Below are 18,287 nucleotides of genomic sequence, written 5' to 3'. Positions count from 1 at the left end.
GGGCGCCAACAACAACCTGCGCGCCTTCGCGCGTTGGAACCTCAACGAAGCAAATTGCAGATCTGAGGTCGCGGCGCAACCTTAAATAGATGACGCCGATAAGCCGAATGGTCTCGCCGCGGAGCGACGCCGGGAGCGATCAACGCTCGGACGCTGCCACCCGCGCGTCCGGCCGGGCGCCCGACGCATCGGCGAAACGCACCAGGATCGCGCGGCCATCGGACGGTGGTGCCGACAGGCTCGCCCGGAATCGGGCGGTCTCGGTTGCGGCGAGGACCGCCCGTGGCGGCGCAACCGAGAAGGTGCGGATCGTCCGGCCACCGGCGTCGCGAATTTCAACGCTCAGCGGCGCGACCGCAGCGTCCTTACGGGCAACGCCGACGAGGTCGCCTTCCACCACCAGTTCCGCAGGATGGCCGTCCTCGGCAGGGTTGGTGAAGGCCACCACGTCGCGGATCTCGATGCCGCGGATGTTCACGGGCAGGCCGACGCGTGCGAACAAGGAGGCGGTCTGCGGCGCGGCTTTGACCACGCTCGTCCGGGCGAGGCAGGCGAGCGGCAGCGCCGCGAGGAGCACCAGACCGAAGGCCAGGGACGGCGACAGGCCTGGAATCGCGCGGCGGCCCTTCCCGGCGGATTTCGAACGCCTGGCCTTTCGCGGGACGGTGGGAGCCGGGACGTCGGACGCCGTTCGAACCGAGGCCGTCGCCTCCTCCCACGCGGCGTCGGCGAGCGGATCGGCCTCGGCCCGCGCGGCGAGTTCCGCCTCATGGCCGGCGAGAACATCGGCCGGCGTGATGAACCACGTCTCGCGACAGGCGGCACAGCGGACCGAACGGCCCTCCATGCCGACCTTGCTGGCATCGATGCGATATTCGCTCGCGCAGCTCGGGCAGGCGATCAGCATACGCCGCATACTCGCATCGATCGGCCGCAGCCGGGGCGGAAATTAAAAGTGCTTGAGGAAGTGTCGCTGAACAGGGTTAAGCGGCGGTGAAACTCAGGAGGCCTTGAAAACGCCCGCCCGTCCGGCGATTCCCGAGGCATGGACAGACGAGACACGGCACGGCCTTGAACCTACAGGCGAGCATGAAAAGCCTGCTGCCCGGCGCTGAGCGGCCGGTGGTGCAGTTCGAGAATGTCGGCATGCGCTACGGGCTCGGGCCGGAAGTGCTGTCCGACGTGAGCTTCCGCATCGCGCCGCGCTCCTTCCAGTTTCTCACCGGTCCCTCCGGAGCCGGGAAGACGACGCTGCTGCGCCTCATCCTGCTGTCGGTGCGGCCGACCCGCGGCCTCGTCTCGATCTTCGGCGAGGAGGTCAGCGGGATCTCAGCCAAGGCGTTGACCGGACTCCGGCGGCGCATGGGCGTGGTGTTCCAGGATTTCCGGCTCCTCGACCACCTCACCACCTACGAGAACGTGGCCCTACCCCTGCGCGTCCAGGGCCGCGCCGAGGCCAGTTATCGGGCCGAGGTGGTGGAGCTGCTGCGCTGGGTCGGCCTCGGCGAGCGCATGCACGCCCTTCCCCCGCTGCTCTCGGGCGGCGAGAAGCAGCGCGCCGCGATCGCTCGGGCGCTGATCGCGCGGCCCGACCTGCTGCTCGCCGACGAGCCCACCGGCAACGTCGATCCGGGCCTCGGGCGACGGCTGCTTCGACTCTTCCTCGAACTGAACAAGCTCGGGACCTCGGTCATCATCGCCACCCACGATTTCGGCATCATGGACGCCGTCGACGCCCGCCGGATGGTCCTGGGCGAAGGCCGGCTGCGGATCGAGGAATGAGCACGCAGGCGATCCCGCGGACGAAGCCCGGCGGATCGGCCGTGCCGCCCGACCCGTCGATGCCGGCCAACCTGCGTCGCAACGCGCCGCTGGTCCCCACCGACACCGCGGCCGGCCGCTCGTTGGCGGCCGTCATCGCGATCCTCACCTTCCTGGCGGGGCTCTGCGCTGGGGCCGCCGAGATGGTCGCGACGAATGCCGCCCAATGGCAGGGCGATGTGGCCCGGGAGGTCACCATCCAGGTCCGGCCCGGTCCCGGCCGCGACGTCGATGCCGACGTGTCCCGCGCCGACGGCATCGCCAAGGCCGAACCGGGGATCGCGGAGACGCGGGTCTTCAGCAAGGCCGAGGCCGAGCGCCTCCTCGAGCCGTGGCTCGGGACCGGGCTCGACCTCTCGGACCTCCCGGTCCCGCGGCTCATCGCCCTCAAGCTCGCGAGCGGCCAAATTGCGGATCTGCAGCGCCTGCGAACTAGGCTCGTCGAGGCTTTGCCGGGTGTGGCCAGCCTGGATGACCACGCCCTCTGGCTGCAGCGGCTCTCGACCGCCGCCAACGCCTTCGTGGGGATCGGGATCGGACTCGTGCTGCTCGTTCTGATCGCCACCGGGCTCGCCGTGACCTTCGCGACCCGCGGCGCCATGGCGAGCAACCGCGAGGTCGTGGAGGTTCTCCACTTCGTCGGTGCCGACGACGACTACATCGCCCGGGCATTTCAGCGGCGCTTCTTCGGCCTGGGCCTGCGGGGTGGCGCGATCGGGGCCGGGCTGGCTCTCGTCGCCTTCGTCATCGCCGGACTTCTGGCCAGGGCCGCCCGGTCTGGACCGGCCGGCCAAGAGGTCGAGGCTCTGTTCGGCGCATTCCATATCGGCGTGCGCGGCTATGCCAGCGTGCTCCTGATCGGCGTGATCGCGTCTCTGGTCACCGGCATCGTCTCGCGCGTGACCGTCCGGCGGTTCTTGGCGTGAGCGTGCGACGTCGCGTTCAGGTGGAAATAGGGAGTCTCGATAGCACGTTTACCATCTGGAAACTTTATCATCGCGGTGTTGATACGGCTGACGGCGCCGGCCTCCGGGTTGCCGCAATCGGCTCCGATCTTCCGGAGGATGACCACGCGTATGCTGCGCGCATCGGATCCGCTCATGACCGACCCCGTCGGCTGGGCTTGGCACGTGTGGGATCACCCGCCCCGCGCCGTCGTGCGCCCGCGCCGCCGGCGGCGCATCGCGCTGTGGACCTGCAGCCTCGGCGCGGGTTTGGGCGCGCTGGCATTGTTTGCCGGATTCCTGATCTTCGTCGGCGCGCTGGCGCGACACGAGCGTGCGCCGTCTGATCGGGCCGACGGAATCGTGGCGCTGACCGGCGGCGCGCAGCGGATCGGCGATGCGATCGACCTGCTGGCCGGAGGCTACGGCCGGCGGCTTCTGATCACCGGCGTCAACGAGCGGACCAGCCGCGACGAGATCGCCCGCCTGAACCCGACCCAGCGCGCGCTGATCGCCTGCTGTGTCGATCTCGACTACCGGGCGCGCAACACGATCGGAAACGCGATCGAAACCCGGCGCTGGATGCGGGCGCACCGCTTCAGCACCGTCGCGGTCGTCACCTCGAATTATCACATGCCGCGGACGCTGATCGAACTCGATCACGCTCTGCAGGACAGCGACCGCGTCCTGCCTCATCCCGTCGTGACGGAGGCATTCGACGCCGATCGCTGGTGGCACGACCCGCCTGCCGCGCGCCTTCTGGCCTCCGAATATATGAAATTCCTGGTCAGCTGGGTCCGTACGCGCTTCGAGGCGGACCCCGAGCGCTCGCGCGCCGCGATCCTCATCGGGCGGGGCAAGCCGGTGAAGATGGTGGCCGAGCCGCTGATGATGCGCGGCGTGGACTGACCTCGCCCCGGGTACGCCGTCCCGTCGGAGCCGACAGTTCGGCCCCATGCCATCCGTGGATCACCGCGCGTGACCGTCCGGATCACGGGCGCTCGGCAGCGGTCTACGGACCCTTGCAGCGTGCCTTGATGGCCGCCGAGAATTCCCGGTCCGATCCCTGAACCTGGGCGAGGCGCTCGCTGCGCTCGGTGCCCGACAGGCAGCGCCCGTACACGCTCGCCACGCGGCGCATCGTCTCCACGTGACGGCGCCAGATGCGGCAGTTCTTGGCGTCGTCACCGTCGGCCTGCTCGAGCTGGTCGAGGGCTTGGCGCTGCATGGACTGCGCCACGAGGACATCGCGGGCGCAGGTCGTCTCCCCCTGCGCCGCGGCGGCGGTCGAGGCGATGGCCGCGAAGGCCAGAGCGGCGGTGTTCCGAAAGATCGGCATCATCAGGCCGCCTGCGGCGCCGTCGAGCGCGTCAGAAGGGCGTAGAGGGCACCGGCATCCCGAGCGGCGCGGATATGCGTGAGCATGCCCGGCTCGCGGAGAATGCGGGCAACCTGCGCGAGCGCCTTCAGGTGATCGGCCCCCGCTCCTTCGGGCGCGAGGAGCAGGAAGGCGATATCCACCGGCTGGCCGTCGAGGGCGTCGAAGTCCACCGGGCGATCGAATCGGGCGAACAGCCCGAAGAGCCGATCGAGTCCGGGCAGCTTGCCGTGGGGAATCGCCACCCCATCACCGATGCCGGTCGATCCGAGCCGCTCGCGCTGGAGAAGGGTGTCGAAGACGGGCCGCTCGCCGAGCGCCGGCAGGCGCCGCGCCGCCTGCGCGGCGAGATCCTGCAGCACCTGCTTCTTGGCGCGGGCGCGCAGGGCCGGCACGACCGACTCGGGGTCGAGAAATTCCAGAACTGGCATCGAACGACCGTTGCCCCGTCACCCGTTCGCGAGGAAGCGGGCCTCGTCGCAGGGGCGTCGTCGACCGTTCCGGCCGCGCCCCTGCTGGATCAATAGGTGGGGAAACCAGCCGGTTCCGGCTCCGCTTCTCCCGACCTATCGCGTCACTCGGCGGCGCTCGGTGGGTCCACCCAGCCGATCGCTCCGTCGCTGCGCCGATATACGACGTTGACGCGTCCGGTGCCAGCGTGGACGAACACGACCACCGGGGATCCCGTCATGTCCAGGGCCGTCACGGCCTCGCCGATGGTGCGGCGCTGGAGGGTCTTGGTGCTTTCGGCGACGATCGGCGGATGGGCGTCACCCTCGACGGCGTCCTCGTCGTCCTCCTCCGGCGGGGCAGCGAACACCGCATAGGCGGCCTCGATCGCCGCGTCGTCCCCCGGTCCGGTGGCGTGCTGCTTGAGCTTGTGCTTGTAGCGGCGCAGCCGCGTCTCCAGGCGCTCAGCGGTCTGCTCGAAACTCGCCCGGGCATCGTGGGCGAAGCCGTTCGCCTCGATCGTGAGGCCGGACACGAGGTGCAGCACGCAATCCGTCCGGAAGGCGGTGCCGTCACGCCGGAGCGTGACATGGCCGTTGCAGGAATCGTGCATGTGCGAGTCGAGATATTTGGCCTGGATCGCGGACATCCGCTCCTCGACGCGGCCGCGCAGGCTCTCTCCGAGATCCACGCCGTGGCCAGTGACTCGCAACGATCCCATGCTGCCTCCCCCGTTTCGATGCAGACGGCCGACTTAGAGAGCCGGCTCGGGTTAAGTCAACGGAGCCACTTGCGGTTCAGGCGGTTGCTTAACCCTGGGTTCAGCCGGCCTGTCCGTATACAGGGAGGCTCCCGAGACGTGAGACGACTGCCTGCATGACGATCGACGCCGTGCCTTCCGCCGCACCGACACGCCGCGCCCTGCTGGTCGGCACGCTGGGTGCCGCCGCGGGACTGCTTCCGGCAGTGGCCCGTTCGGCCGAGCCGGACAAAGCGCCCGCGCTGCCCGGCAAGGGCGAGGCCTTCGAGGCGAACACCCTGACCGACCTGGCCCGCGCCCGTGCCGCAGCACCCTATGCGGGGCCGAAGACCGGCGACGTCCCGGCGGTCCTGAAGGCTCTGTCCCGGGAGGCGTACGACGCGATCCACCCGGCGGAGGGCCGCGCGCTCTGGGCCGACCGAAACGTGGGCTACGTTCTGGAGCCGCTCCTGCGCGGATCGATCTTCGAGACGCCGGTGTCGCTGTTCGTCATCGAGAACGGGCTGGTTCAGCCCGTCGCGTACGACAAGACGGCGTTCGTCGCCCCCGGCCTCGATCTGCCGGATCTCGAACCCGACGCCGCCTTCTCGGGCTTCCGCCTCCGGGCCCGGTTCGAGGGTGCGGAGGACGTATCGAGCTTCGCGCTGTTCCAGGGCGCCTCGTTTTTCCGGCTCGTCGCGGAGGGCCAGGATTTCGGCATCAACGCCCGCGCGCTGGCCCTGCGGCCGGCCGATTCCCGCGGGGAGGAGTTCCCGCTCTTCCGGGCCCTGTTCGTGGAGACGCCCGCGCCCGGTCAGCCGGTCGTCGTTCATGCCCTCGCCGATTCCGAGTCGGCGACGGCGGCGTTCAAGATCACGCTCACGCCTGGCCGGGACGTCTCCACGGCGGCGATCGAAGGAACGGTCTTCGCCCGCGCCGACCTCGACCATATCGGGCTCGGCGGCATGCAGGGGAGCTACCTGTTCGGACCCCTCGACCGGAACCGCGTCGACGATCTGCGCGCCGCGGCCTTCTCGGTGGAGGGCTTGGCGATCCACAACGGCTACGGCGAGCCGATCTGGCGGCCCGTTCACAATCCGGAGGCCCTCCAGGTCTCGGCCTTCGTGGATCGGGGTCCGAAGGGGTTCGGCCTCATGCAGCGCGCCCGCGCGTACGATGACTTCGAGGATGACCGGCGTCATTGGGAACAGCGCCCGTCCCTGTGGCTGGAGCCGCTGGATGACTGGAACGAGGGTGCCGTCACCCTGCTTGAGATCCCGAGCGATTCCGAGCTGAACGAGAACGTCTTCGCCTATTGGCGACCCAAAGCGAAGCTGGCGAAGGGCCTGGAGATGCGTTTCCAGTGCCGTCAGCATTGGTCCAAGGGCTGGCCGGATCCTCTGCCTCCGGAGATCGCACGGGTGCGCGACAGCCGCTGCGGCCACGGCAGCACCGGCAGCCGCCGCCTCTTCGCCGTCGACTTCGAGGGCGACACGCTGTTTCAGCCCGGCGATATCGACGTCGATCTCAGCGCGTCGGCCGGGACGATCACACGGCAGGACCGGTTTCGGTATCCCGAGCGCAAGACGTTGCGGATCCTGTTCGAACTCGATCCCGGCAGCGCCCGCGCGAGCGAGCTGCGCCTCGCCCTCCGGCGCGGCCAAGCCCGGGTCAGCGAGTCGTGGCTGTTCCGCTGGACACCGTGATCCCCGATCCGCCTCAACCTCAAGGACCAACCTGCACCGTGCGATTCGACGATACGATGACCTTGCCGCCCGCGATTGACGCCGCGCGCGTGGCCGAGGCGAGCCCCGATGACGGAGGCGGCATGCCGCGCGAAGCGCCGCTGGCCATGCCCGTCCAAGATCTGTCGCATTGGGACATGAGCCTAGGCCATCGGCCCGCACGGCCCGGCCGTGACCCCTGGTCGGCGCGGATTCTGGTCTTCGGCGGCGCGCTGGTGCTGACCGCCTTCGGCGGCTGGCAGATGGTCGAGACCGTGTCGGTCTCGGGCAATCCGACTGCGCTCCAGCTCGTGCTGGTCGTCCTGTTCTGCCTGACGTTCTCGTGGATCGCGCTCGCCTTCACCAGCGCCGTGCTCGGCTTCGGGACGCTGCTGCGGCGGCCGCGTCCGATGTCGGCTCCGACGGCCCTGACCACGCGGACCGCGGTCCTGATGCCCGTCTACAACGAGGCGACAGCCCGCACCTTCGCGGGTGTCGAGGCCATGCGCGAGGCGGTCGAGGCCACGGGACTGGGAGACCATTTCGACTGGTACGTCCTGTCGGATTCGACCCAGCCCGATGCCTGGATCGCCGAGGAGCGCGCCTTCCTCGAATTGCGCGGCCGCCTGGGTCCCGATGCCCGGCTCTACTACCGCCACCGGGCGAAGAATCACCATCGCAAGGCCGGCAATATCGGCGACTTCGTCACGCGGTGGGGTGGCCACTACGAGCACATGCTCGTGCTGGATGCCGACAGCCTGATGAGCGGATCGGCGATCGTGGCGCTGGCCTCCGCCATGGAGGCGGATCCGGATGCCGGTATCATCCAGACCCTGCCGCTGATCATCAACCGCAACACCCTGTTCGCCCGGCTTCAGCAATTCGCGGCCCGGATCTACGGCCCCGTGATCGCAGCCGGACTTTCCGCGTGGTCGGGGCGGGATGGCAACTACTGGGGTCACAACGCGATCATCCGCACCCGCGCCTTCGCGGAATCCTGCGGCCTGCCGGATCTGCCCGGGAAGCCCCCCTTCGGCGGCCATATCCTGTCGCACGACTTCGTGGAGGCGGCCCTGATCCGCCGATCGGGCTGGGCGGTGTACATGCTCCACCGCCTGCCGGGCTCGTACGAGGAGAGCCCGCCGTCGCTGATCGACGTCGCGGTGCGCGATCGGCGCTGGGCGCAGGGCAACCTCCAACATGCGCGAGTGATCGGCGCCGCGGGGCTGCATCCCGCGACCCGCCAGCACTTCGCCACCGGCATCGCCGGCTATCTGGCCTCGCCACTCTGGCTGATGCAGCTGGTGGTCGGCATCCTGCTTGTGCTGCAGACCGCCACGGAACGGCCGGACTATTTCGGGGGGGCGGGCTTCTCGCCGGTTTTCCCGCGGTTCGATCCGGTCCGCGCGCTCCAGCTGTTCGGCCTGACCATGGCGGTTCTGCTTGCACCCAAGGTCCTGGGCCTGATCCTGGCCCTCTTGGATGGTCCGGTGCGGCGCGCCTGCGGGGGCGCCGGGCGGCTCATCCTGTCGAGCCTGGTCGAGATCCTGCTCTCCGCGCTGGTGGCGCCGGTGGCGATGGTCATCCAGTCCGGCTCGGTGATCGGCATTCTGCTGGGACGGGACACGGGCTGGAATCCGCAGCGCCGCGACGACGGCTCGATCCCGCTGCGGGACATCGTCCGCCGTCACCGCTGGCACACGGTTCTGGGGCTCGTAGCGGGAATCGCGGCCTTCGCGATCGCGACGTCGCTGTTCCTCTGGATGAGCCCGACGATCCTGGGTCTGGTGCTCGCGATCCCGATTTCCTGGGCGAGCGGACAATTGACCCTGGGCCTGGCGCTCAAGCGCCGGATGCTACTCGCCACGCCCGAAGAGGCATCGCCGCCGGAGATCGCGCTGCGGGCAGCGGCGCTTGCGACCCGCAATGCGGCTCGCGGCTACGACGACACCGATTCCCTCGTGGCGATCCACGCCGATCCCGCCCTTGCGCACGCCCATGGCCGGATGCTTCCGAAGGGACAGCGGCGGCCCCGGGGCGCGATCGACGCCGACCAGACGCTGGCGGCCGCCAAGATCTGCGAGGCCGAGACGGTGGCGGAGGCACAGCTGTGGCTCTCCCAGAAGGAGCGGATGGCCCTGCTTCACGACCGGGCCCTCGTGGACCGTCTCGTGCGCCTCGAGACCAGCCAAGCCTGATCGCGGTTCGCGCCGGGATCTCGGGCGGGGCGTTCGGCGATCACGTCCTCGCGCTGTGCGCAGCCGTCGCGGCACCGGCTCAAGGGCGCGACCGGGTGTCGAGAGAAGGGGTTAACCATTCGGATCCTAGACTCGGCCATCGTCACTCGGATCCGGTCATGACCCTGCTGTTCGTGTTCCTGCTCCTGCCGCTCGCGCTTGCCATCGTTCTGGCCCGCGGCGAGCCGGTCCGCACCATCAGCTGCCTCGGCGCGATGGGGGTGGGCTGCGTGATCGCCTGCTTGAGCGTGGCCAGCCTCCTCCGCCACCGGGCGCGGCCGACCTGAGAAGAATCGCCGTCCGGCCCGAAGCCGGGAATCGCTTCCCTACAGGAAGCCCACCGGTCGCGGACCGCCGGTCAAACTCCGCCCGGCCCGCGCAACCAGCTGGGAAAAGGCGAGCGCCGCCGCCGTCGCCTGCGCGCGGGACGGGAAGCTACGCCGCGATTCGAGCACCGGCTCGTCGGTCTCGTTGACGAGAACCCACGACCAAAGCGACCGGCTGTGCTCACGGATCTCGAATTGCACGGGCGCCTGCCTTTCCGGGACATGCGAAGGGAAAGGCTCGCATCAGCCGGTGACATCCCGATGACGACACGGGATGATCGTCACGGCTTTCGAGCCGCCCGTCCGGCTCGGAGGAGTCTTCCGCCGGGTTCGGTGCGTCGCCGGCTGGAAACCATGCCGAAGCGCGTGCGGGATCCGGCTGCAGAAGCGGCGGCATGCGAACGGGCCTGACGGACGCCTTGTTTCCGACGGCTTGGCGTTTCAGGCAGACGGCGCATCCCTGCTGCGCACCCCGCCGGAGTTTCCATGAAAGCCGTCAACGCGCTGATCGCCGATGAACTCGGTGTCGGGGAGGCGCAGGTTGCCGCCGCCGTCGCGCTCCTCGATGGCGGTGCGACCGTGCCGTTTATCGCGCGCTATCGGAAAGAGAATACGGGCGGCCTCGACGACACGCAGTTGCGCCGGCTCGAAGAACGGCTCTCGTATCTGCGCGATCTCAACGAGCGGCGCGCCACGATCGTCGCGAGCATCACCGCACAGGGCAAGATGTCTCCGCCTCTCGCCGCAGCCCTCGAGGCCGCCGATACGAAGGCGCGCCTGGAAGACCTGTATCTGCCGTTCCGACCCAAGCGGCGCTCGAAGGCCCACGCCGCCCGGGAGGCCGGCCTCGAACCGTTGGCCGAGCTTCTCCTGCGCCGGCCCGATAGCGCGCCCGAGACGGCGGCGGCGCGCTACCTGTTGGACGCCCATGGCATCACCGATGTCGACGCCGCACTGGACGGTGCCCGTGCGATCCTGATCGAGCGCTTCGCCGAGGATGCCGACCTCGTCGGGCGCCTGCGCACGGATTACTGGCGGGGCGGCCAGCTCGTCTCCCAGGTCCGGAAGGGCAAGGCGAACGAGGGCGCGAAATTCTCGGATTACTTCGCCTGGAGCGAGCGGCTGGAGCGGATGCCCTCACACCGCATCCTGGCGATCTTCCGCGGCGAACGGGAGGAGATTCTCGAGGTCGGCTTCACCGCGGAGGGTGAGGATTCCGCGCCCGGGATTCCCGGACCGTTCGAAACCGCGATCTGCCGCCGCTTCGACATCGCCCTCCGGGGCCGCCCCGGCGATCCCTGGCTCGTCGAAACCGTCCGCGCGGCTTGGCGGACGAAGATCCGGGTGGGCATCAAGCAGGATCTGCGCAACCGCCTGTTCGAGCGGGCCGAGGATGAGGCCGTGACGGTCTTCGCGGGAAACCTGAAGGACCTGCTCCTGGCCGCTCCGGCGGGCGGCCGCACCACGATGGGGCTCGATCCCGGCTATCGGAACGGCGTGAAGGTGGCGGTGGCGGATCGCACCGGCCGCGTCGTCGCGGTGGAGACCACCTATCCGCACGAGCCCCAGCGCCGCTGGCGCGAGGCGGTCGCGGCGTTGGGGCGCCTGTGCCGCCTCCACAACGTGGAGCTTCTGGCCATCGGCAACGGCACGGCCTCCCGCGAAACCGAACGCCTCGCCGCGGAGATCATCGCGTCGAACCCGGATCTTCCGCTCGCGAAAGTCATGGTCTCCGAGGCCGGCGCCTCGGTCTATTCGGCCTCGGAGATCGCCGCGCGGGAATTGCCCGATCTCGACGTGTCCCATCGCGGCGCCGCGTCGATCGCCCGGCGCCTTCAGGATCCCCTGGCTGAACTGGTCAAGATCGATCCGAAGTCCATCGGCGTCGGGCAGTACCAGCACGACGTGAGCGAGGCGAAGCTGTCGCGCTCGCTCTCCGCGGTGGTGGAGGATGCGGTCAACGCCGTCGGGGTGGACGTCAACACGGCCTCCCCGGCCCTGCTGGCGCAGGTTTCCGGCCTCGGCGGCGCGATGGCGGCGCGGATCGTCGCCCATCGCGACGCCCAGGGCCCGTTCCGGACGCGCACGGCGCTCAAGAAGGTCCCGGGGCTCGGCCCGAAGACCTTCGAGCTTGCCGCCGGCTTCCTCCGCATCCAGGGCGGCGACGACCCGCTCGACGGGTCGGGCGTCCACCCGGAAGCCTATCCGGTGGTCCGCCGCATCCTCCAGGCGACGAAGAGCGACATCCACGTCCTGCTCGGCAATGCCGCCCTCCTCGGCCGTCTAGCGCCGGAGCCGTTCGTCGACGCGCGTTTCGGCCTGCCGACGGTCCGCGACATCATCGCCGAACTCGAGAAGCCGGGGCGCGATCCGCGGCCGGCCTTCAAGACGGCGCGCTTCCAGGAGGGTGTCGAGACGATCGGGGATCTCACGCCCGGCATGCAGCTGGAGGGCGTCGTGACCAACGTGGCCGCGTTCGGTGCCTTCGTCGATATCGGCGTTCATCAGGACGGGCTCGTCCACATCTCGGCGATGGCGCGGCGCCGGATCGCATCGCCGACGGAGATCGTCCGGATCGGCGAGGTCGTCCGGGTGCTGGTCCTCGGGGTCGATGTGCCGCGCAAGCGCATCGCGTTGTCGATGCGGCTCGACGATCCGGTCGACCCGTCTCAGCCCGCCCGACGCGGGGGCGAATCGAAGATCGACGCGCCGCGAACCCGGCCGAACGCCACCGCGGAATCCGCGCCGACCGGACCGCTGGCGGAAGCGCTCCGTCGCGCCGCCGCATCGGCGCGGCGCAACTGACCATCGCGAGACACGCGGCAACCGCCGGCGCGGAACGGGAAGCGCCTCGGCTGACGTCCCGCATGCGCCCCGTTATGGTTAGCGCTTCGTAAACCTCCCTCCGGTCACAGATCGGGGATCGTGCCGCCCTGTGCGATCCCTGTGGCCGGATACCGGCGGCCGCATCGCAGCGGCGGCTCCCCTTTCGGAGGCTGTGATGCAAGCGCGTGCTGCGGGGATTGACAATCCGAGCCCGATGATCGGCCCGGCACGCCTCATCAGAGCCGCCTTCGAAGCTTCGGACATGGCCGCGCTGGCCCAGGAGATCCTCGCCAGATCGCCCGATGGCGTCATCGACGCCGGGGCGGCGATGGATCTGGCGACGATCCTGTTGCTGATGCACCGCACCGACGAGGCGCTGCAGCTCCAGACCGACATCCTTCAGGGCCAACGGCTCTTCTCGCTGCGTTCGAACCCGGATCAGGCGCGGGTCCGCGTGCTCATCCTCATCACGGCCGGCGATCTCATGGCCAACACCCCGATCGATTTCCTGCTGAACGACGACGATTTCAGCCTCACCTATCTCTTCCTATGCCCCGGCGAAGACATGCCGCGCGACCTGCCGGAGCACGATGTGCTGATCACGGGCATCGCGTATTCGAGTGGCGCCGAGCCGCTTTTGGAAGCCGTCGCGGCCGCCGCCGAAGGGTGGTCGCGGCCGATCGTCAATCACCCGCGCGCGGTTCTGAAGACGTCCCGGCACGGGATCGCGGATGCGCTCCGCGGCGCCGAGGGGATCCTGGCGCCTGCCGTCGCCCTCCTGGACCGGGCGGCGCTGAGCGCCTCGGCGTCCCGCCTTCCCGAGGGCCTGGACTATCCGGTGCTGGTGCGCCCCCTGGATACCCATGCCGGCAACGACCTCCAGAAGGTCGATCGGGCCGAGGATCTGACGCGCTACCTGGATCACGCAACCGCGGAGCGATTCTACGTCACGCAGTTCTGCGATTATCGTGGCCCCGATGGACTATTCCGAAAGCTCCGGGTCGTTCTGATCGACGGTGTCCCGTTTCTGTGTCACCTGGCCATCCGCGACCACTGGATGATTCATTACCTCAACGCCGGAATGCTCGAGGATGCCGAGAAGCGGACGGCGGAGGCCACCGCCATGGCCACGTTCGACGCCGCGTTCGCGCAGCGCCATCGCGCCGCGTTCGCCGAGATCCACCGAAGGATCGGGCTCGATTACCTGATCCTCGATTGCGCGGAGAGCACGGACGGCCGGCTGCTGATCTTCGAGGCGGATACCGGGATGGTCGTCCACGACATGGATCCCGTGGACCTGTTTCCCTACAAGCTGCCGCAGATGCGCAGGGTGTTCTCCGCTTTCCAGCAGGCCGTCCGCGGGCGCGCTGAGACGCGCCCCGCCTAGGACGCGCACGGTCGGGCATTCACGCCCTTTCCGAAGCGGGCGGGCCCCGATCCTGGCCTCGCGGGAGTTCGAACGGCGGAGGGAGCCGCCCTTTCACCAGGGGATGCGGCCGAAGCGGTCGATCAGCCGCTGATACTCGGCGTCGCTCTCGACTCTCGACGTCCCGCCCTGGCCGACATCCGAGGTTCCGGAGCCGGGATGCACCAGGCGGCACACCAGCGGCAGGATGAAGCCGTGGCGCACGAGGTGCGTGTTGGGGCCGCCGAGCCGAAGCACGTTGGCGAGCCACGGGCGGACCTGAACGGCGTTCTCGAAAGTGCCGGGCGCCGTCGCCTCGACGAGGTGGGCGCGGCGCAGGCCGGTCTCGGCGAGCCGGCCGAGCCACTCGTTGTCGTAATGCCATTTCGAGGCGGGGTTGATCGCGCCGACCTGCGCGAAGGTGGACCGACGCATCAGCCAGCCCGACGGCGTCGGGAAGTCGTTGATCCGGACGACCTCGCCGGCCTCGTCCGTCTCGACCTGGGTCGAGGAGACGAAATCGAAGCTTTCCAGGGTCCGGAGCGCGAAGCCGAGATAGGGCGGCAGCCAATGGTCGTCGTCCTCCAGGAAGCCGACGAAGTCCCAGCTTTCATCGACGGCCCGGATGGCCGCGTTCAGGGCGGGGATCTGCCCCTTGCGCTCGCCGCGCACGAAGGTGATCTGCGGATGCGCGGCGAGCCGCGCCGGGATCTCGGTCTCGGGGTCGGTCCCGACGAAGAAATGGATCGTCGCCGGCCTGTCGAGTTCCTGGCTGTTCGCGCTCTCGACCGCGTGTTCCAGGAAGTACTGGCCGGATTTGCCGGCCAGAGTCGAAGGTTTCATCCGGGACGGCGTGATGATCGCAATCCGCATTCCCACGCCTCATCGTTTGGAGCGCAGCCCGCGGAAGAGCGGAGCGCAGTTGCGTCGCGGCCGATCGGATTGCCGGCCGTCACTCAGTGTCTGTCCGGCGACATATTGAGTGATGTAAGGGGTTTGTGATTCAAGGCGGCCTGTGTGGAGGCTGCTGATGTGGACGACCGAGAACCGGGCCCGCTACGATCGAAGCGAGCTTCGGTATCCGAGCGATCTGACGGATGACGAGTGGGCGCTGATTGAGCCCCTGATCCCTCCAGCCAAGCGTGGCGGCGGCAAGCGCAGTGTCGACATGCGGGCGGTGGTGAACGGCCTGATGTACGTGCTGAGCACCGGCTGCCAATGGCGGGCGATCCCAAAGGATCTGGCGGCGCGCTCGACGGTTCACGATTACTTTGACCTCTGGGACTATGACGGCACGCTGGAGCGGATCCATCACACGCTCTACGTCGCCTGCCGGGAACGGATGGATCGGGAGGCCAGCCCGACGGTGGCCATCATCGACAGCCAGAGCGTGAAGGGCGCGGAAAAGGGGGGCGCTCGATCGACCCGCCCGGCTACGATGCGGGCAAGAAGATCAGGGGCAAGAAGCGCCACATCCTGGTCGACACGCAGGGCCTGCTGATGCACGCGCTCGTCCATCCCGCCGACATTCAGGATCGGGATGGCGGCGTGCTGGTGATGGCCACGCTGTTTGGCCTCTACCCGTTCCTGCTCAAGCTCTTCGCCGACGGCGGCTACCAGGGACCGGCCTTCCAAGATGGCCTTCGCAAGGTCTGCCGCACCCTCACGGTCGAGATCGTCAGGCGCTCCGATCAGGCCAAAGGCTTCGCTGTGCTGCCCAAGCGTTGGATCGTCGAGCGAACGATCGGCTGGCTCAACCGCTGCCGCCGTCTCGCAAAGGATTGGGAATGCAAAAGCCGGAAAGGACGAGCGTTCGTCCTCTTGGCCTCCATCCGCCTCATGACCCGAAAGCTCTGTCAGAAAACATCATGATGCCGGACAGACTCTCAGAGCTTGAAGGACTGTTCGCCGATATGTCCGAGTTCCTTGCTCAGATACGGATCGCACCAGATCCGGTAGCCGGCTGCACGGACTCGGTCGCTGAAGTCGAAGTCCTCGCCGATGTTCACCCCGGCCTCCTCATCGACGCGGAACCGGAAATACGGCCGCTTGAGGCTTTCGAAGACGGTCGATTTGATCAGCAGGAAGCCGGTGGGGATCCGAGCCATCTCCAGCAGGCCCTTGGGGGCGTCGGCCGGCTGCTCCGGCAGGATTTCGCCGAGGAAATGGAAGGGCGCCGTGCGCCGGGAATAGGTTGCGCCGATGATGTCGACCTGCCGCACCAGCAGTTTGAGCAGGGCGTCCTTCGGGAAGGTCATGTCGCTGTCGATGAACAGGACGTACTCCGCATTGTGTTTCTGCGCGTATTCCAGGCCCAGGTTTCGCGCGTCGGCGACGATCGATGATTTCCCGACCACGATCGACATCGGCATCTCGCCGAGGGAATGCATCATGGATCCGAGGCTGACGGCGAAATCCGCGTGGACCATGGTCCCGCAGGGGATCGCGATCGCCACATGGGGAAATTTCGTCGGCGCGGAGGGGGCCGGGTCGCCAACATCACCGGACGCTTGAGCGATCACAGTTGAGCTCCGTACTAGGGTGTGCCCCATTTCCCTTCGCCTGCCACGCCGGATCGAGACCGGCCGGGCAGGCACCACAGAATTGGCGAGCGCCGTCGGTTATGGCCGCGGATGGTTAATGGATCTTGAACGGCGCCGTCTTCCATCAATACTTAATGGATTTCGATGGCGATTCATTAAGGATCACTTCGGTCGACTTGAGTGTCGGCAATCGGATTAACCCCCACGAAACATCTGGAGCGCGATTACTGGCGTGCCCGAGAAACGGGCGCATCAAATCAGAAAGATACGACCCATGTCCTCCATCACCCTGTCGGCCGCCACGCGTCAGAACCTGCTCTCCCTGCAGGATACCGCCCAGCTGATGGCGACCACGCAGAACCGCCTCGCCACCGGCAAGACGGTCAACTCCGCCCTCGACAACCCGACCAACTTCTTCACCTCCCAGTCCCTCGACGCCCGGTCCTCGAGCCTGAACACCCTGCTCGACGGCATCTCCAACGGCGTCCAGTCGATCCAGGCCGCCAACCAGGGCATCACCTCGATCCAGAAGCTGGTCGATCAGGCCAAGTCCATCGCCAACCAGGCCCTCTCGACCCAGCTCTCCACCACCGGAACCGCCGCCAACGCCTACAGCGCCAGCACGGCCTCCCAGACGGTGCTCCTGACCATCAACGGCACCTCCGTGTCGGCCAACGTCGCCGCCTCGTCGAGCATCAGCGCCACCGTCGCGGCCCTGAACTCGGCGGTCAGCTCGGCGTCGACCTCGTCCAGCGGCTCGTTCGGCGCAGGCGCGATCTTCTCGATCGACAGCACCGGCACGAAGATCGTCCTGAACGCCCAGGCCGATGTGGAGTTTCAGAACTCTGGCAGCCAGACGGCGCTCGGCTTCACCGCGTCGAGCACCACCGCCTCGACCTACGGCACCGCCGCCACCACCGTCGTCTCCAGCGATCTCTCGGTCTCCGGCGTGTCGCAGCGCGCTTCTCTGGCGAGCCAGTACAACAACCTGCTCAACCAGATCACGCAGCTCGCCGGCGATGCCAGCTACAACGGCGTCAACCTCATTGCCGGCAAGGGCAATGACATGAACATCAAGTTCAACGACACCGGCAGCTCGACCTTGAACGTCGCCTCGGTGGATGCCACGGCCAGCGGCCTGGGCCTGTCGTCGATCACCAACTCGAACAGCACGGCCAGCCAGAACGGCCTCGGCAACTTCCTGTTGAACTCGGACGTCAACAAGACCCTGTCGACCCTGACGAGCGCCGGCAACGCGCTGAGCTCCGCGGCGAGCGCGCTCGGCTCGAACCTGTCGGTCGTGCAGAACCGGCAGGACTTCTCCAAGCAGCTGATCAACGTGCTGCAGACCGGCTCGGCCAACCTGACCAACGCCGATCTCAACCAGGAAGCGGCCAACTCCCAGGCGCTGTCGACCCGGCAGTCGATGGGCATCTCCGCCCTGTCCCTGGCCAACTCCGCGCAGCAGGGCGTCCTCCAGCTCCTGCGCTAAGCGGCACGCGGTTCGAAACGACGGCCGGCCAGGGTTTCTGGCCGGCCGTTTTCGTTTGGGCGCGATCAAATAAATTGACCGGACGGACGAGATGCGGATCCGCTCCGTCCGCTCTCGCAACGGCCAACCGCCCATCGAGCCCGGACCCGGCATGTCCGCGGCTTCGGCCGCAATCCACATCGCGATCCCGCGATCCCGCACGGTCCCGGTTGCACCTGCCATCGCCATCCGCTCCCGGTGGCGAAGGTCTCCGTCGGCCCGTGCACGGCACCCTGAACCCGGCGCTCGCACAGCATCGAAGCCGACGGACCGATCGGCGTGATCCAAAGCGCGATACGCCCGCAGGCTTGCCAAGCTTGACCATATGCGCCAGCCTCTACGCAGTTCATACGGATCGATCCG

General features: G+C 68.2%; 17 protein-coding genes. 10 read left to right on the top strand and 7 right to left on the bottom strand.

Going from position 1 to position 18,287, the window contains the following annotated elements:
- Window positions 1-139: 139 nt before the first annotated feature.
- Window positions 140-907 (bottom strand): zinc-ribbon domain-containing protein, encoded by a 768-nt coding sequence (locus ABC766_RS25435; RefSeq protein ID WP_345822837.1) that lies wholly within the window; start codon window positions 905-907, stop codon window positions 140-142.
- A gap of 182 nt (window positions 908-1,089) precedes the next feature.
- Here ABC766_RS25435 and ftsE point away from each other — a divergent pair, with 182 nt between their 5' ends.
- From ftsE to ABC766_RS25420, 3 genes are all read left to right on the top strand, one after another.
- The gene (gene ftsE / locus ABC766_RS25430; RefSeq protein WP_043380143.1) at window positions 1,090-1,782 is read left to right on the top strand and encodes a cell division ATP-binding protein FtsE; all 693 of its coding nucleotides are present in this window, start codon (window positions 1,090-1,092) and stop codon (window positions 1,780-1,782) included.
- Entirely contained in the window at window positions 1,779-2,747 is a 969-nt protein-coding gene (locus ABC766_RS25425; protein WP_345819767.1) for an ABC transporter permease, read from the top strand. Before ftsE ends, ABC766_RS25425 begins: the two co-directional genes overlap by 4 nt.
- A gap of 150 nt (window positions 2,748-2,897) precedes the next feature.
- Window positions 2,898-3,674, top strand: a complete 777-nt coding sequence (locus tag ABC766_RS25420) for a YdcF family protein (protein WP_043758193.1) — start codon at window positions 2,898-2,900, stop codon at window positions 3,672-3,674.
- Between the two features lie 103 nt (window positions 3,675-3,777).
- Here ABC766_RS25420 and ABC766_RS25415 read toward each other — a convergent pair whose 3' ends face one another.
- The 3 genes from ABC766_RS25415 to ABC766_RS25405 form a co-directional block, all read right to left on the bottom strand.
- Complete coding sequence (locus tag ABC766_RS25415; RefSeq protein WP_043380148.1) at window positions 3,778-4,104, bottom strand: hypothetical protein; 327 nt, start codon at window positions 4,102-4,104, stop codon at window positions 3,778-3,780.
- A gap of 2 nt (window positions 4,105-4,106) precedes the next feature.
- Window positions 4,107-4,574 (bottom strand): PTS IIA-like nitrogen regulatory protein PtsN, encoded by a 468-nt coding sequence (gene ptsN / locus ABC766_RS25410; RefSeq protein ID WP_043351295.1) that lies wholly within the window; start codon window positions 4,572-4,574, stop codon window positions 4,107-4,109.
- Between the two features lie 143 nt (window positions 4,575-4,717).
- Window positions 4,718-5,314, bottom strand: coding sequence for a ribosome hibernation promotion factor (locus ABC766_RS25405; protein WP_043380150.1), 597 nt, complete (start codon window positions 5,312-5,314; stop codon window positions 4,718-4,720).
- A gap of 155 nt (window positions 5,315-5,469) precedes the next feature.
- On the opposite strand from ABC766_RS25405, the gene ABC766_RS25400 reads away from it, so the two are divergent.
- The 3 genes from ABC766_RS25400 to ABC766_RS25390 all read left to right on the top strand — a co-directional run bounded on the left by ABC766_RS25400 (window position 5,470) and on the right by ABC766_RS25390 (window position 9,580).
- A complete protein-coding gene (locus ABC766_RS25400) occupies window positions 5,470-7,038 on the top strand; it encodes a glucan biosynthesis protein D (protein WP_345819766.1) in 1,569 nt (522 codons plus the stop codon).
- Window positions 7,039-7,094: 56 nt separating this feature from the next.
- Window positions 7,095-9,254, top strand: a complete 2,160-nt coding sequence (gene mdoH, locus ABC766_RS25395) for a glucans biosynthesis glucosyltransferase MdoH (protein WP_345819765.1) — start codon at window positions 7,095-7,097, stop codon at window positions 9,252-9,254.
- A 158-nt stretch (window positions 9,255-9,412) separates the two neighbouring features.
- On the top strand, window positions 9,413-9,580 hold the full coding sequence (locus ABC766_RS25390) for a hypothetical protein (protein WP_164706379.1): 168 nt from the start codon (window positions 9,413-9,415) through the stop codon (window positions 9,578-9,580).
- A 39-nt stretch (window positions 9,581-9,619) separates the two neighbouring features.
- On the opposite strand, the gene ABC766_RS25385 is transcribed toward ABC766_RS25390, so the two are convergent.
- On the bottom strand, window positions 9,620-9,820 hold the full coding sequence (locus ABC766_RS25385) for a hypothetical protein (protein WP_043352604.1): 201 nt from the start codon (window positions 9,818-9,820) through the stop codon (window positions 9,620-9,622).
- Between the two features lie 285 nt (window positions 9,821-10,105).
- Here ABC766_RS25385 and ABC766_RS25380 point away from each other — a divergent pair, with 285 nt between their 5' ends.
- Both ABC766_RS25380 and ABC766_RS25375 read left to right on the top strand, forming a co-directional pair.
- On the top strand, window positions 10,106-12,424 hold the full coding sequence (locus ABC766_RS25380; RefSeq protein ID WP_345819762.1) for a Tex family protein: 2,319 nt from the start codon (window positions 10,106-10,108) through the stop codon (window positions 12,422-12,424).
- Window positions 12,425-12,620: 196 nt separating this feature from the next.
- Window positions 12,621-13,832: a hypothetical protein gene (locus ABC766_RS25375; RefSeq protein WP_345819761.1), complete on the top strand. Its 1,212-nt coding sequence runs from the start codon at window positions 12,621-12,623 to the stop codon at window positions 13,830-13,832.
- 93 nt (window positions 13,833-13,925) lie between these two features.
- On the opposite strand, the gene ABC766_RS25370 is transcribed toward ABC766_RS25375, so the two are convergent.
- Window positions 13,926-14,723 carry a glycosyltransferase family A protein gene (locus ABC766_RS25370; protein WP_345819760.1) on the bottom strand — a complete coding sequence of 266 codons (798 nt, stop codon included), beginning with the start codon at window positions 14,721-14,723 and terminating at the stop codon, window positions 13,926-13,928.
- Window positions 14,724-14,880: 157 nt separating this feature from the next.
- Here ABC766_RS25370 and ABC766_RS25365 point away from each other — a divergent pair.
- A protein-coding gene (locus tag ABC766_RS25365) for an IS5 family transposase (RefSeq protein WP_283206341.1) occupies window positions 14,881-15,722 on the top strand; the annotation gives its coding sequence in 2 pieces (ribosomal slippage) (window positions 14,881-15,271 and window positions 15,271-15,722; 843 coding nt in all).
- Window positions 15,723-15,736: 14 nt separating this feature from the next.
- Here the strand turns inward: ABC766_RS25365 and ABC766_RS25360 are convergent.
- Window positions 15,737-16,306 (bottom strand): glycosyltransferase family 2 protein, encoded by a 570-nt coding sequence (locus ABC766_RS25360; RefSeq protein WP_043353052.1) that lies wholly within the window; start codon window positions 16,304-16,306, stop codon window positions 15,737-15,739.
- 361 nt (window positions 16,307-16,667) lie between these two features.
- Here ABC766_RS25360 and ABC766_RS25355 point away from each other — a divergent pair, with 361 nt between their 5' ends.
- Complete coding sequence (locus tag ABC766_RS25355; RefSeq protein WP_043353054.1) at window positions 16,668-17,885, top strand: flagellin; 1,218 nt, start codon at window positions 16,668-16,670, stop codon at window positions 17,883-17,885.
- Window positions 17,886-18,287: the final 402 nt, after the last annotated feature.

Origin of the sequence: Methylobacterium fujisawaense, from assembly GCF_039619325.1 — a bacterium.
Taxonomy (GTDB): Bacteria; Pseudomonadota; Alphaproteobacteria; order Rhizobiales; family Beijerinckiaceae; genus Methylobacterium; species Methylobacterium fujisawaense.
The sequence above is the reverse complement of the archived record's forward strand: the minus strand, read 5'-3'. Positions and strand labels throughout refer to the sequence as shown.